Source organism: Chryseobacterium sp. (genome assembly GCF_019236175.1).
GTDB lineage: Bacteria > Bacteroidota > Bacteroidia > Flavobacteriales > Weeksellaceae > Chryseobacterium.
This window is the reverse complement of the sequence record NZ_JAFAJM010000002.1, coordinates 1-14,896: the sequence shown is the minus strand read 5'-3', so window position 1 is coordinate 14,896 and position 14,896 is coordinate 1. Positions and strand designations below refer to the sequence as shown.

The 14,896-nt window shown below is 37.1% G+C and carries 14 protein-coding genes; 3 read left to right on the top strand and 11 right to left on the bottom strand.

Annotation, left to right across the window (positions count from 1 at the left end; translation table 11 throughout):
• Positions 1 to 23: 23 nt before the first annotated feature.
• Positions 24 to 383, top strand: a complete 360-nt coding sequence (locus JO178_RS01160) for a prevent-host-death protein (protein ID WP_291930555.1) — start codon at positions 24 to 26, stop codon at positions 381 to 383.
• Positions 384 to 584: 201 nt separating this feature from the next.
• Here the strand turns inward: JO178_RS01160 and JO178_RS01155 are convergent, their stop codons facing one another.
• The 4 genes from JO178_RS01155 to JO178_RS01140 form a co-directional block, all read right to left on the bottom strand.
• Positions 585 to 2,384: a hypothetical protein gene (locus JO178_RS01155; RefSeq protein WP_291930553.1), complete on the bottom strand. Its 1,800-nt coding sequence runs from the start codon at positions 2,382 to 2,384 to the stop codon at positions 585 to 587.
• A gap of 104 nt (positions 2,385 to 2,488) precedes the next feature.
• Positions 2,489 to 3,166, bottom strand: a complete 678-nt coding sequence (locus JO178_RS01150) for a MarR family transcriptional regulator (RefSeq protein WP_291930551.1) — start codon at positions 3,164 to 3,166, stop codon at positions 2,489 to 2,491.
• Positions 3,167 to 3,260: 94 nt separating this feature from the next.
• Positions 3,261 to 4,289: a ferrochelatase gene (gene hemH, locus JO178_RS01145; RefSeq protein ID WP_291930549.1), complete on the bottom strand. Its 1,029-nt coding sequence runs from the start codon at positions 4,287 to 4,289 to the stop codon at positions 3,261 to 3,263.
• Positions 4,290 to 4,329: 40 nt separating this feature from the next.
• Entirely contained in the window at positions 4,330 to 5,613 is a 1,284-nt protein-coding gene (locus JO178_RS01140; protein WP_291930547.1) for a deoxyribodipyrimidine photo-lyase, read from the bottom strand.
• A gap of 123 nt (positions 5,614 to 5,736) precedes the next feature.
• On the opposite strand from JO178_RS01140, the gene JO178_RS01135 reads away from it, so the two are divergent.
• On the top strand, positions 5,737 to 6,036 hold the full coding sequence (locus JO178_RS01135) for a hypothetical protein (protein ID WP_291930545.1): 300 nt from the start codon (positions 5,737 to 5,739) through the stop codon (positions 6,034 to 6,036).
• 75 nt (positions 6,037 to 6,111) lie between these two features.
• Here the strand turns inward: JO178_RS01135 and JO178_RS01130 are convergent, their stop codons facing one another.
• From JO178_RS01130 to JO178_RS01105, 6 genes are read right to left on the bottom strand one after another with little or no spacing between them, the layout of a single operon-like run.
• Positions 6,112 to 6,483 carry a response regulator gene (locus tag JO178_RS01130; RefSeq protein WP_291930543.1) on the bottom strand — a complete coding sequence of 124 codons (372 nt, stop codon included), beginning with the start codon at positions 6,481 to 6,483 and terminating at the stop codon, positions 6,112 to 6,114.
• Between the two features lie 29 nt (positions 6,484 to 6,512).
• Complete coding sequence (locus JO178_RS01125; RefSeq protein WP_291930541.1) at positions 6,513 to 7,082, bottom strand: chemotaxis protein CheB; 570 nt, start codon at positions 7,080 to 7,082, stop codon at positions 6,513 to 6,515.
• 11 nt (positions 7,083 to 7,093) lie between these two features.
• Positions 7,094 to 7,924, bottom strand: coding sequence for a protein-glutamate O-methyltransferase CheR (locus JO178_RS01120; RefSeq protein WP_291930539.1), 831 nt, complete (start codon positions 7,922 to 7,924; stop codon positions 7,094 to 7,096).
• Positions 7,925 to 8,290 (bottom strand): response regulator, encoded by a 366-nt coding sequence (locus JO178_RS01115; protein ID WP_291930537.1) that lies wholly within the window; start codon positions 8,288 to 8,290, stop codon positions 7,925 to 7,927. It lies immediately after the preceding gene.
• A gap of 15 nt (positions 8,291 to 8,305) precedes the next feature.
• Positions 8,306 to 11,914, bottom strand: a complete 3,609-nt coding sequence (locus JO178_RS01110) for a response regulator (protein WP_291930535.1) — start codon at positions 11,912 to 11,914, stop codon at positions 8,306 to 8,308.
• A 5-nt stretch (positions 11,915 to 11,919) separates the two neighbouring features.
• On the bottom strand, positions 11,920 to 13,395 hold the full coding sequence (locus JO178_RS01105) for a response regulator (protein WP_291930533.1): 1,476 nt from the start codon (positions 13,393 to 13,395) through the stop codon (positions 11,920 to 11,922).
• A gap of 199 nt (positions 13,396 to 13,594) precedes the next feature.
• On the opposite strand from JO178_RS01105, the gene JO178_RS01100 reads away from it, so the two are divergent.
• Complete coding sequence (locus JO178_RS01100; protein WP_291930531.1) at positions 13,595 to 14,212, top strand: Crp/Fnr family transcriptional regulator; 618 nt, start codon at positions 13,595 to 13,597, stop codon at positions 14,210 to 14,212.
• A gap of 187 nt (positions 14,213 to 14,399) precedes the next feature.
• On the opposite strand, the gene JO178_RS01095 is transcribed toward JO178_RS01100, so the two are convergent.
• Positions 14,400 to 14,600, bottom strand: a complete 201-nt coding sequence (locus JO178_RS01095; protein ID WP_291930529.1) for a hypothetical protein — start codon at positions 14,598 to 14,600, stop codon at positions 14,400 to 14,402.
• Between the last annotated feature and the right edge of the window lie 296 nt (positions 14,601 to 14,896).

Sequence of the window (14,896 nt, the reverse complement as noted above, 5' to 3'; positions counted from 1 at the left end):
TATCTTTACCAAAATTTAAAATAATGAACTATAAGCTTGAACTCAATACTCAAGAGCCCAACTCTAAAATTGTTTTTAATACAATCCTATTTGATTCGTTCAAGATTAATATAGTGGAAAGATATATCGGATCGGCAAAATCCCGTCTAACGCTATGTGAAGCTTTATTTAAAGTAAGAACTTTAGATGATCAGCTTATTCCGAGAAGAGATGGTAATACAAGGGTAAAAATTAAAGGCGATACTTTTGAAACCTATCACGGATTATCAAAAAGGCTGAGCTCCTATGAATATAAAAACAAACTGATCAACAGAAAAGATGCTGACCAGGACTATGTTCATTTTATTCTGAGTCTGGTCATTGCCAATTATGACCTTAATTAATATCCCTCTTCAGACAGGAAACCTATAATCTAAGAGCAATAAGAAACAGTAAAGCCTGGAATTTATGAAAATTCCAGGCTTTACAATAGGCAGATATAGATGGATATCCCTTTTTTGTTTTTATTGATTGACAACCGTGCACTTCTTACCCAATCTAACCTCCGGGTGGGAGTTCATTTAATGTAATATGGATGTTTCGTATTAGTTTCCAAAGTTGACAAAATGCGGAATATCCGTTGCAAAACTATTCATTGGTAAAAGATTATTCCTATTACTGTTGAAATCAAAAACCGAATTATTATCGAAAGGAACGCGGGGATAATACATAAAAGAAATCTGAATCCTGTTGAAAACCAGAAATGGATTATTAATTAATACACCAACTCCTATTTTCGTATTTGTTTTTGTTTTCAGAAGCTGTTCATCAGGCATTCCCAGCCAGCCGACAGCCATTGTTAAGTACGGACTGAAATGGAAGTTTTTCCAGGTTTTATTAATAAAAAGCTGTAACTGATATCTCAGAACAAGCTTTTTAGTTCCTATATAGTCTGAGTTATAAACAGGAAATTCGTCCGGAGAAGAAAGATTAATCCTGTCTTTATAAGAATAATTATGTTGGGGGTTTCCTAATGCTAATGTTGGAGAAAAAAAATGTCTGGCTCTGGCGAATTTCCAGTCCATAAGATTGGTAAAATAAGTTCCGTCCAGGCGAAAAGATTCACGATTCTGATCATCTTCATTAAAAAATCTTCCAAATTCAGCTTTCAGATTGAAATACCCTAACTTTGTAAAAGTACCATAAGACGTAGAAATTCCCAAATAAGGTTTTACATCATTGCTCCTGGATAAAGCTCCCGCTGTAAAATTCACTGAATTCCCGTATGCAATATCCTCTGGTAAATCATATTGAAAAATATTTCTCTGAATGGAAAAGTTCCTCCGGATAAACCCGACAGACATCAGAAAACTACTGTAAGAATTAAAATACTGAAACTGGTCGATTCCCGGACTGTCTTTGTACTGATAATTCTGGAATCGTCCTATCACTGCAATATTACTGGAGATTTTTTCATTGGGATCCGATGAAACAGGAATCTGATAGCCACCCCATAAGTCCTGACTGTATACCTTGATCTGAACTTCAGGAAAAGCGGTTTCCGTTTCTAAAGGAAGTAATACATTCCGCATAAAATATTCGAATGTAAAACCACCCGCCCATTTCGTCAATGGTGAGAAAAAATCTCTTCTTACATTAAAATTGATTCTTTCATTTTTCAGGAAATCCCTTTCCCCTAAAACCTGAGCATTGATATAAGAACCCCACAGATTATAGGCGGTATAACTTCCGAAAAGATAATTTTGTTTTTCTTTGGAATCGTTTCTGTAAAGGAAATTCAGTTCATGACCTAACCCGAATACATTCTCTTCAGTCATTCCCAAGCCGATTTTACTTCCTGAATAGCTGATTCTCGGCTTCAGACTCCAGGAATCAAGAACCTTTACGATCACATCGATAGAGTCTTTAGTGGAAGGATCTTCGGAAACGCTGATATTAACCCTGTTTATAAAAGGCATTGTTCTCAGCAAACGTTCAGATTCGTAGAGTTTCTGGGCATTATATTCTTCGCCTTCCTGAAAGAGCAAATAGTTATTAACGGTAGACGTTTTTGTGGTAGAATGAAGATGATCAGCCAGCCAGTCATACCATTTGAGCCTTTCTTTCTGATCTTTGGAATCATAACCAAAGGGATCAATGGTTTCTATTCTCACCTTTCTGATGTATTTTTTATTGTAAGTTTCCTGAGGGAGTTTATTCGTTCTGGACTTTACTGAAGTGGAATCAGCTTCCCTACGGAATATGAAACGATGGATAAATTTGGTGACTTTTCTTTTATCTGAAAATTCTTCTATTTTATAATACAATGAATCTTTCTTCTCCTGCGCATTTAAAAAGAAAAAACCACTCAAAAAGAAAATTAAAATTACAGTCGATCTAGTCATTAGTCATCAAAATTCAATACAGTTTGTAGTATCAATTTACAAGCCAACACTGCCTATCAGCGGGCTAAGATATCAAAATATGGTATGCTATTCTTAATGATGCATCAATTTCCCAGCGGATATTCTTCAGAAACTGTTGAAATCAGAAGATCAGACTGTATATTTCTCGCGAAAATAGGATAATGAAACCTGTCCAGTTTATTAAGGATCCGGATAAGATCCATTTTTTCATGATAGGTAAGATTTCCGGTGACAATTTTTGTAGCCTGACGGATTCTTTCCATCTGACGCTCCAATGCCAGTAATCCTGATTCTGAAATATGAATAAGTTTGCTTCTTTTATCTATATCCGATTCTGCCTGCTCTATCCAGCCCTGACGAAGCAAACGGGCTATAATCAGCATTCCCACCGGTTTATCATGAATATTCTTCTTAATAAGCTCCATTTTGCTCATCTGTCCGAATGCTTTAAGATTAATTAAATAAATAAAGTCTTCCTGGGTGGAAAATTCAGAATTTGAAATGGCTGATTTTGAATAGGTCTTTGCATACCGGTTAAGATGAACCAGTAAAGTGTTGATAGCGCTTTCGGGAGTTCGTCCGTTTTCCTTTCCTTCCCAGTACGGCTCATTCATGTTTTCCCGTTTGTCCAGCTGTTCTTTATCAGACACCCATGATTTAAAACCCTGAATAGTCTCCGGATAACTATCGGAATCATGTCGGGTTTCAGTTTCAAATTGCTCCAATAAAACCATAAAATCTTTAATAAGCGTATAATTCATTTCAGTTAAATAGTTTACAAATATACTTTTTCATAAAAACATTGCTGTTAAGCGATGCAACAATTCAATTATAATTGGATCTCTATATAAAAAATTACGCCAGATAAAACTGGTTTAATTTTTCTTCGCATAAAGTCCGGATCACTTGAATCCAGCGATCTTCATCATTCAGGCAAGGGATATAGGTGAAATTTTCACCACCTGATTCCAGAAACTGTTCTTTTCCTTCAACAGAAATCTCTTCCAGCGTTTCAAGACAGTCTGAAACAAATGCCGGACAAACAATGGCAAGATTTTTAATTCCTTTAGCAGGAATAGTTTCTAATGTATGATCTGTATAAGGCTCTATCCATTTATCTTTTCCAAGTCTTGACTGGAAAGAAACAATGACTTTATCTTTTGGTAATCCCAGTTTTCCGATGACCCGTTCAGTGGTATTGAAACACTGATGGCGGTAACAAAACGGATGACTGGGGTTGCTGTCTCTGGAACAGCAATCGTTCATATTACATGTTCCGGTGGGGTCTGTTTTATAAATATGCCGTTCCGGAATCCCGTGGTAAGAAAACAACAGAGCATCAAAGTTTTCAGGAAGTTTCTCCCGAATACTTTCTGTAAGACAGTCAGTATATACATCCCGATGATAAAAGGGCTGAATATAATTGATTCTTATATCGGGAAATTTTTTCTTTCTGATTTCTTCTGCTTTTTCAATCACAGTTTCAGTAGTACTCATGGCATATTGCGGATACAATGGAAAAAGTACAATTTCTGTAACACCTTGTTCCACAAGATTTCTTATTCCCGTTTCAATCCCGGGCTCTGCATATCTCATTCCTATCTCAACAGGTACATCTACTATGTTTTGAAGTTTTTGCTGTATCTTTTTTGTAATTACAATCAGGGGAGAACCTTCATCTGTCCAGACCGTTTTATAAGCTTCTGCCGATTTCGCCGGTCTGGTCTTTAAAATAATTCCGCGAACCAGAAGTGCACGGAAAAACCATCGATAATCGATTATTTTTTCGTCCATCAGAAATTCATCCAGATATTCTTTTACATCTTCTACCGCCGTTGATCTCGGAGAACCGAGATTGATCAATAAGATTCCTTTTTTAGCCAATGTATTTTATTTTTATAGTGAATATAGTTGATATTACAGGTTATTCTGCCAATGCTTCCTTATAAGCTTTCAATGCTCTTTCCCTGGCTTTTGTATGCTCTATAATGGGTTCTTCTTTATAATTTTCCGGAAGCCACTTCCTGATATAGAGATTGTCTTTATCAAATTTTTTCGTCTGTTCATAAGGATTGAATATTCTGAAATAAGGTGCCGCATCACAGCCACAACCTGCAGCCCACTGCCAGTTTCCATTATTGGCTGCCAGATCGTAATCCAGCAGTTTTTGAGCAAAATAAGCGTCTCCCCAACGCCAGTCGATAAGCAAATGCTTGGTAAGAAAGCTTGCTGTGATCATTCGTACCCTGTTGTGCATAAATCCGGTTTCATTGAGCTGCCTCATTCCGGCATCTACGATTGGATATCCTGTTTTACCTTCACACCAGGCTTTAAATTCTGTTTCATTGTTTCTCCAGACAATATGTTCGTATTTCTTTTTAAAACAATGATGCACAACATTTGGAAAGTGAAACAGAATCTGCATGAAAAATTCTCTCCAGATGAGTTCATTAAGCCATGTTTCACTATGTTCAACAGCATATTGTACACATCTTCTGACAGAAATGGTTCCAAAACGAAGTGCAATTCCAAGACGGGTAGTAAGATCCATAGCAGGAAAATCCCGGTATTTACCGTAGGAATCTATGAGATCTCTGTTTAATACGGGTTTTAGAAATTTGATATCGGTTTTTTCAAATCCTATTTCTTTGAGCGGGATAATCTCTGAAGACCCCTGATATTCTGCAAAATGCGAACTGTTCACAGACATCGTTTCTAGCTCTTTCAGATTTTCTTTCCATTTTTTAGAATAAGGAGTAAAAACCGTATAAGGAGACGAGTCATTTTTTAAAATATCATTTTTTTCAAATATAACCTGATCTTTACAATCTTTAAACCGAATAAGATATTCTGAAAGCATCCCGGCTATCTCCTGATCCCGCTGTATGGCTTGCGGTTCATAATCCCTGTTACAAAAAACGGTATCAATACTAAAATCACGGGCTATTTCTTTAAAAATATCCTTTGGAGCTCCGTAATAAACATAAATTCCACTGTTATATTTCTGTAAATCTTTATGAATTTCTTGTAAAGCCTGATGAATATAATCTACCCTTCTGTCGCTTTTATCCTGAAGCCGGTCCAGGATCTCTGTGTCAAAGATAAACACCGGAACTACTTTTAGTCCGGAATTAAGAGCATAATGAAGACCCGTATTGTCTTCCAGCCTGAGATCTCTTCTGAACCAGAAAACATTCACTTTATCCATAATCTATTTTTTGAAATATAGTACACAAATATACTATTAAATATTTCATTAAGACTATTAATAAACTTAATATTTATACGGTATAAAAATTGTTTCAAAATAAATAAGGCTAAAAATAACGGTATGGATCATACAGAAACTGAACGGATACATCCGGCAAGAGATAAAAATTTTATTGATGAATACTTCAGCTTAACTGTAAAAAGGGAATTAAACATCGATATTAATCTCAGCAATGAATATGTTGTGGCACAAAACATTGTGTCAAAAAAATTAATACTGGTCAAAACCTTTTCGGAGACCATTATTATGAATCCTGAGCTCTACTTTTTAATGCAGTCTTTAATTCAAAAAATAAATACCGGAGTACTGGACAAAAAGCAGATGATGAAAGTGTTGGAAACACTCAGATCGAATCAGTAAACACAGAATAATTTAAATAAAAATCTCTCAAAAAAATTGAGAGATTTTTATTTACTGATCCGTTCCGGGATATTTTTATACCTGTTCTTTCAAATGTTTAGCAACGATTTCCTCCAGATCATCCAGATTGAATGGCTTTGAAACATAGTCATCTGCCCTTGCTTCTGCAGCTAAAGCAACAATATCGTTATTGGCCGTGACATAGATCACCGGAATATGATTGAATTCCTTGCTGCTTTTAAGAAGTTTTGTGGCTTCTACTCCTCCTATTTTAGGAATCCAGTTATCCATTAAAATAACATCCGGCTGATACTCTGCTACCTTCTCAAGAATATCGTGTGATGTTTCTGAGATTTTAACATCATAACCATTTTCTTCAAATATAATGGTAACTACTTCTAAAATAGCCGTATCATCATCAAAAATTAAAATTCTCTTTTTATTCATTTTATTTAGATTATCTTTATTGGGTTCAATTACAATTGGTTGATACCATCTGCTAAGTTACCAGGTTTTATCACTAAATCATAATCAATTTCTTCTATAGCATGTCTGGGCATATAGTCTACTTCTGCTGTTTCGGGATCCTGAATCCACACTTGCCCGTTATTTCTTTTAATATAGCTTAACCCTTCCACTCCGTCTGCATTAGCACCGGACAAAAGAATTCCGATCATATTCTCTCTGTAAATTTCCGCTGCGGATCTAAAGGAAACATCAATAGAAGGGCGGGAATAATTCATTTTTTCCGAACTGTCTAATGACATATTCTTTCTGTTTTCGAATAACAGATGATAATCTGCAGGAACAATATAAATGGTATTATCCTGAACTTCGGTTTTATCTTCAATTTCTATCACCGGTATTCTGGTAAACTGCTGTAATAAAGTCTTTAAAACGTTACCGGATTGAGCTTTACGGTGAAGTACCAGTACAATAGGCACCGCTAAAGAATCATCCAGCTTTTTGATCATCTCGATAATGACCTGTAAACTTCCCGCGGAACCTCCGATAATGATCAGTTCTATATTCGTTTGTGCTTTCATGAGGGAATGAATTAATGGTGATCCAGTTTTTTCCAGATCTTCTGTTCCTCGACCTGATGGTAATTTTTGTCTATGGTGGAAAATTTCAGTGTTTCTTTAGCTCCCAATGCGAGAAAACCCAGGTTTTCCAGACTGTTGTCAAAAAGCCTGAAAACTCTTTCCTGCAATTCTCTGTCAAAATAGATGAGTACATTGCGGCAAACAATCAGTTGAAAACTATTAAACGAACTGTCCGACACAAGATTATGAGTAGATAAAATAAGCTTTTCCTGTAAACTTTTATCAAACTTCACACTGTCATAATTCGCCGTATAATAGTCGGAAAAATCCTTTATTCCTCCTGAAAGCATATAGTTTTCAGAATAAAGTTTCATCTGCTGCAAAGGAAAAACACCGGCTCTTGCCGTTTCCAATACTGAAGGGTTCAGATCTGTGCCATAAATCAGGGATTTATGATAAAGACCTGCTTCTTTGAGCAGAATAGCCATAGAATACGCCTCTTCACCTGTGGAGCACCCTGCAATCCAGATTCTGATTAACGGGTAAGTACCGAGCTGTGGTAAAATTTTTTCCCGTAATGCTTTAAAAAAAACGGGATCGCGAAACATTTCTGTAACATTTACCGTAACCTCCTCTACAAAACGTTTTAAGTATTCAGGATCATTCATAAGGGTATATCGAAGTTCAGCAAAACTGGTAAATCTGTCCAGCAGGCATATTCTGTTTACTCTTCGTTTAAAAGAAGCCCTGCTATACCCTGAAAAGTCATAACCGTACATCTCATAAACATCATTAATGAGAGATTCTACTTCTTCATCTTTTACAATACTCGGTTCCAGCATTTACGATAATTTTTCTATAGCCTTTATTAAAAGATCCACATCGATTGGCTTGGATACATAGTCATTGGCACCGGCCTCAATACATTTCTGACGATCTTCAGGCATAGCCTGTGCAGTAACTGCAATAACGGGAATGTCTTTAATTTCCGGGGTCCTTCTTATGGTCCGGACTGCTTCATAACCATCTATTCCCGGCATCATCATGTCCATCAGCACCACGGAAACCTCAGAATCAGATTTCAGAATTTCAAAAGCTTCCTGCGCCATTATACAGCTTTCGATGGTATATCCACGGGCCTTTAAGGTCAGTTTCAGTGCAAATATATTACGCGGATCATCATCCACAATTAAAATTTTCTTACTCATCAGAATTCTATCTGTTTAACTTTCATACAACCACACACGGAGCAGAGACAACAGCTGATCAATATCTACAGGTTTTGAGATATAATCTGAAGCTCCCGCAGTGATACATTTTTCACGTTCCCCAATCATTGATTTTGCAGTAATGGCTATAATAGGTAATCGTTTATATGCGGGCATTTTCCTGATTTCCTTTATCGTGTCATACCCGTCCATTTCCGGCATCATCATATCCATTAAGACAACATCAATCTCAGGATTTGCCTGAATTTGCTGAAGGGCATGTTTTCCATCCATCGCGACAACCACTTCGGCTTTGTACTTTTCCAACGCTTTCGTTAAAGAAAAAATATTGCGTACATCATCATCGGTAATGAGTATTTTCTTTCCTTCAAGCACTTCTTTTAAAGAACCCAACACTCTGCCTGAATTATTTTCAGGTGAGTTATTTTTTTCTTCCACCAAATGTAAGAATAAACCTACTTCATCTAAAATTCTTTGGTAAGAATGTGCAGTTTTAACCACAATAGAATCCGCATATTTTTTTATTTTCAGTTCTTCTTCTTTCGATAAATTCTGTTCTGTAAAAATAATGATCGGAAGATTCTCCAGCCCTTCATTGCTCTTTATCGATTCTATTACCTGATACTCATTCCCTTTTGAATTTCCGATATCGAGGATGACACAGTCTACAAGATCAGACGTTAAGGCTTCTACGCTGTCTTCAACGTTATGAACTACAGACAGCGAAATATTGAAATTACTCAGGAAATACGATAATGCGCTGGCGTGTTTGGCATTTTCTTCAACAATGAGTACTTTTTGAGGTCCTTTCTTTAATGCATCTTCAATTTTTCTGAACACGTCTGTCATTTTATCCAGAGCCACCGGTTTATTGATAAAGTCTACAGCGCCTTTCAGTAGGCTTTCTTTTTTAAGATGCAGCACAGACATCATATGTACCGGAATGTGTCTGGTATCTGCATGGGATTTCAGCTCATCCATTACTTCCCAACCGTCTTTTACAGGCAGCTGTACATCCAGCAAAATGGCGTGCGGGTGATATTTCTGAGCTGCAGACAGCCCATGATCTCCCCTTACCGCTACAATACCTTTGTATTTCTGTAAATGGGCATACTTTAAAAGTGCTTTGGCAAAATTGATATCATCTTCTATAATCAGGATTACTTTATCTCCTTCTTTGATCTGATCTCTGTCATCAGCTACATCCTCAGGAATTTCCAGGGTATTCAGCTGAAAAGACTCCAATTCTCCGTCTTCAAGAATATTCTGAATTTCTTCAACATCTTCGCGGATGGTTTCTACCAGATTCTGATCTGTTTCATTCTGATCTATTTCAGTAACAGCATATACAGGGATGATAAAGCTGAATTCACTTCCTTTATTGAGTTCACTTTTTAAAATAAGCTCCCCTCCCAAAAGCCGCGCTATCTCCCTGCTTATGGACAGACCTAAACCTGTACCGCCAAATTTTCTTTTGGTAGATCCGTCTGCCTGCTGAAATGCTTCAAAAATAATTTTTTGCTTATCTTCAGCAATTCCCACTCCCGTATCTTTTACAGAAAACACAATAAAATCAGATTTCTCAGCATGTTTTCTGATATGTAAACCAATGCTTCCCTGTGTGGTAAACTTTAAGGCATTAGACAGTAAATTTCTCAATACCTGATCTATTCTCAAGCGGTCGCTTTCTATTACCTTCTGAACACCTGAATCGATCTGAATATCAAATTGAAGAGCTTTCTCCTGAAATACAGGATTGAAAAGGCTCTTTAAATCTTTAACCACTTCTTCCACCACTACATCCTGATATTCCAGCGTCATTTTACCGGATTCGATTTTGGCCAGATCAAGAATTTCATCAATCAGGGTCAATAAGCTTGTTCCTGAGCTCTGAATTACTTTTGCGGATTCCACCTGATCTTCATTAAGGTTTTCATCCGGATTTTCGGCCATCAGTCGTGATAAAAGAAGAATTGAATTCAAAGGAGTACGCAGTTCATGAGACATATTGGCCAGAAATTCTGATTTATATTTGGTACTTAACGCCAGTTCCTCTACTTTCTTCTGAATCTCCGTATTACGTTCAGCAATCAGATGGTTTTTCTCTTCCAGCAGCCTTGAGCGTTCCTCCAGTTCTGCGTTGGCCTGCATCAGCTCTTCCTGTTGTACTTTTAACTCTTCTTCAGAGGCCTGAAGCTTTTGGGTCTGTGCTTCCAGCTCTGTATTCAGATTTTCAAGTTCAGAATGCTGAACCTGTAATTCTTCAGACTGAGCCTGCGTTTCTTCTAATAGTTGTTGTTCTTTCTCTCTTCCTTTGGCAGCGTTCAGCGCAATACCGATATTGACAGAGCATTCTTCAAAATAGCTGATTCTGTCTTCATCAAAGTTAGAGGTGGAACCTAACTCTAGGATGCCTATAGCATGTCCGTCTGCAAAAACCGGAATCAGTAGTATTCCGTAGATCTTAATCGTACTGCTTGCAAAGGTTACTACAAAATCTTCTTCATGGAGGTTATTATACACCTGTGTTTTAGCATTAATGAAAGTCTGGCCTACCATTCCTTCTCCCGGTTCAAAGATCTTTTTCATGTTTGCTTCCAGTCCGAATGCTTTATTCAGTTTTAAAATACCCTCATCGTAAAGATATAGCGATCCGTTGATACAATTTCCGTATTCAATCAGCTGATGCAAAGCTTTATCAGAAACTTCTTTCACGGATGTATTCCCGACGAGGGACTCATTGAGTAAAGCCAGCCCTTTTTGGCGCCAGTCGCTTTTGTTTATTTTTTCAAAAGAAGTTTTAAGCGATTCGGTCATATGATTCAGAGAGTCTACAAGATCTCCCAGATCATCCTCTGCATTATCAATCGCCTTTTCGCTGTAATCCCCATTGGCTACTCTGTTGGCAATCTTCTGAATGGCACTTACACGCTTTGTCATTTCCTGATCTTTATCTTTCAGCATTTTCTCGAGCTCATCTCTTCTGATGAGGTCTGCCCTCATTTTAAAATAGAAAAATGCAGTCACTACCACTGCTGCAATGGCTGAGAAAAGAATGAAAAGAACGGTGGTATCGGAAGAGCGTGTTAAATCCTTATTTTTGATTTCAACCTGGCTTTCTTCATATTGTACAAAGTCTCTTACGATTTTACGGCATTCATCCATATATGCTTTACCGGTAATAATCTGCTCCTGGGTCATGACAATACCTTTGCGTCTGTTTTCAACCAGATCGTTCAGATTACTCATCACCTGATCAACTGCTGTCTTCAGACCGGCCAGTCTTTCCTGTTGGTTTTGATCCTGTACTCCCAATGATTCAGCAAGTACCAGAGCTTTTGAATATTCCCGGACTCCTCGTTTATAGGGTTCAAGAAAATCTTCTCTTCCGGTCAGCTGATATCCTCTGTTTCCTGTTTCGGCATCCAGCAGGGCAACCAGAACATCCTTAACTGCGGTAACAGAGCGTCTGCTTTTGGAAAGGCTTTCCCGATGCTTCATCTGATTCTGAATACTCCAATAAGAAGCAACTGAACTGGCTATTAAAATCAAAAGTGACAGCCCTATTCCGATCTGAAGATTTCGTATAATTTTTTTCGGCATAAAAATCAATTTAATGGTAGCGTGAAATAAAAGGTAGATCCTTCATTAATAATGCTTGAAACCCCAACAGTTCCATGGTGCTGTTTGATAATCTCTGAACAGATAAACAATCCGATTCCCATCCCCTGAAACTGTAATGAAGATTCTTCAACACGGTAAAATTTCTTAAATACGGCTTCCTGTTTAAAATCAGGAATTCCGATTCCAAAATCGGTTACACTGACTCTTACTTCCTGTGCTTCATCATCCACAAAAGTAGTGACTATCACCTGGTTATTATGGGGTGAATATTTGATAGCATTGGTAAGAAAGTTAATCAGTACCTGTTCAATTCTTATTTCATCCAGCGGAATCAACAAGTCGGGTTTGACGCCATGGCGGTCAATTTTCACTTTATTCTCATCGTGAGTCTGAAGAATGGTATCAATAGCATTGCTGATCACCTGCTCCAGATTGACCGGTTTTTTGTTGATTTTTAATTTACCGTTTTCTATTTTGGAGACATCCAGCAAGTCTGTGATCAGGGTATTCAGTTTTTCAATCTGATTTTGGGCTTTTGCCACAAATCCTGCTTCGGAACTGTCTTTATCTAATTTCAATTTTCTATCCAGCAACTGAATATATGCTTTAATACTGGTTAAAGGGGTTTTCAGCTCATGACTGGCAATACTTAAAAATTCATCTTTTTCCTTTTCAGCCTTTTTCTGCCCGTCAATATCCGTAAAAGTTCCTACCCAGTTTTTAATTTGCCCTTCATCATATACCGGTGTAACCCGAAGCAAATGGTACCGATAATCGTGAGAACGTACATTTTTAATTCTGACTTCTAACTCTAAAGATTTCCCCTTTTTTCGGGCCCTTTCAAACTCTTCCAGAATATTGTGATCATCCGCATGGGTCTCCGGAAAGTTTTGTTCGGAATGAGCATAATCATACCATTTACCGTTTACGAAGTCTATATTTCCTTTGGCATTCGCAGTAAACGCAATCTGGGGAAGAGATTCCAACATCAGATGAAAATGATCGAGCTGGGATTTCATACTTACCTGGGATTCCCTTCTGCCTTTTACTTCCAGTTCCAGATTTTGCTGTGTTTTTTTCATTGCCCTGTTCTGTTCCTGGAGATTATAAAAAGTTTTCACCTTCAGCAAAAGGATTTCAGGATCTACCGGTTTCGTTACATAATCTTTAGCACCGGAAGCATAGCCTCTTGTGATAAATTTTTTATCTGTATTGACAGCGGACAGGAATATAATAGGTACTTCTTTGGTTTTACTGTAATCGGCAAGTGTCTCAGCTACTTCAAAACCATCCATATCCGGCATCTGAACATCCAGAATAATTAAGGCATAATCGTTTTTTAGTGCTTTACCAAGAGCTTCTTCACCGGAACCTGCCGTGTCTACATGGAAATTTTTAGATTCGAGTAATTTCTGCAGTGAATACAGGTTACTTGGGTTGTCATCAACAATTAAAATCATAGAAGTTAAAATCAATAATTAATTATAGGTACTCGGGGTTCAAAAATACTGACAATATTTCAAAAAACACTAACTTTTACAGTATTATGAATAGGTATTTCATACCACATTTTCTGCTCAAAAAAACTATGGCATGAGGATTGAAATGAACTACTATATTTTTTAACCTTATTTCTAATTCTTTAGACCAATAATAAGCATGAAAAAAACAATAAGCTGTATGAATATCGACCAGGCTATTCTCCACGAATTTGGCGGCGAAAACATCAGATATATCCGTAAAGAGACTATTTTCAAAGAAGGTGATCACTCACTTTATTATTTTCAGATTCTCAGTGGTAAGGTAAAACTGAACACCTTTAATGAGAACGGAAAAGAATTTATTCAGAATATTTTAGGGAAAAATCAAAGCTTTGGGGATCCGCTTCTGTTTATTGACAGGCTTTATCCTACCAATGCTGTAAGTTTAGAAACCACGGAAGTCATCAGAATGCCTAAAAATAACTTTTTGCTAATGCTGGAAAAGCACCCCGATATCTCTCTTGAAATGAATGCATGTCTGTCACAAAGGTTGTATTATAATAGCTTAATGGTACGCAATATGGCTTCACAGGATCCTATTCACCGCTTACAGGGGTTAATGGATTATCTTAAAAGCTATTATGACGGAGACTGTCAACAGTGTTTTCCGGTAGAACTTACCCGCCAGCAGATTGCTGATCTCACGGGTCTTCGTGTAGAAACGGTAATCAGAACTGTTAAGAAGATGGTCAATAATAACACAATAAAACTTGACGGAAGAAGAATATTCTATTAATAGCCCTGTTCTTATGTATAATTCTTAAATAATAATTGAATCAGACCGATCTATTATTTAAAATTTCATGGATTTTACTATGTCCTGTGTCAGTTATTTCAATTTTCCCATCTGTTTCGCACAGACAAAATGAATTTTCTGTAAGAATTTTATAACTATTGATGGTATCTTTTTCTGTTGTTTTTTCTCAGGCAATTGGTGCAGGAATACATGGTAAATATCCGCCCGAAGTAGGTTTTAATTTACATAGCCCAAAAGATTGAATATTGATATCTGCCTGTTTATCCTGCTCCGGAGCAATATATTTCCCTTCAGCGGTAGAGATATAACTACCATGAGTAGGTATAATAGCGGCACAATTGAGCCTCCGCTTAGTAGATTGAAGCAAATTACTGATGTGCTAGATTGTGAGGTCGCAGAGTTATTACCGGTAGGAGAAAAATATGGTCATTGGGAATTAGATGGCGAATGGTTAGGAATAAGAAATAAAAAAGCCCTGGAATACGGGGCTTTTCGATATAGTATTATTTAGTAATATATTTCAAAGAAAGGCTGATTAAAAGAATTTAATCCATCCTGAATGTAACTTTATTGTTTTGTCAAAATAATTTCTTTTGGTAAAGGCTCAGGCCTTTGATCAGCTGGTTTGCCATGATAAAAACAGTCTGGCTCAATAAGCTGGCT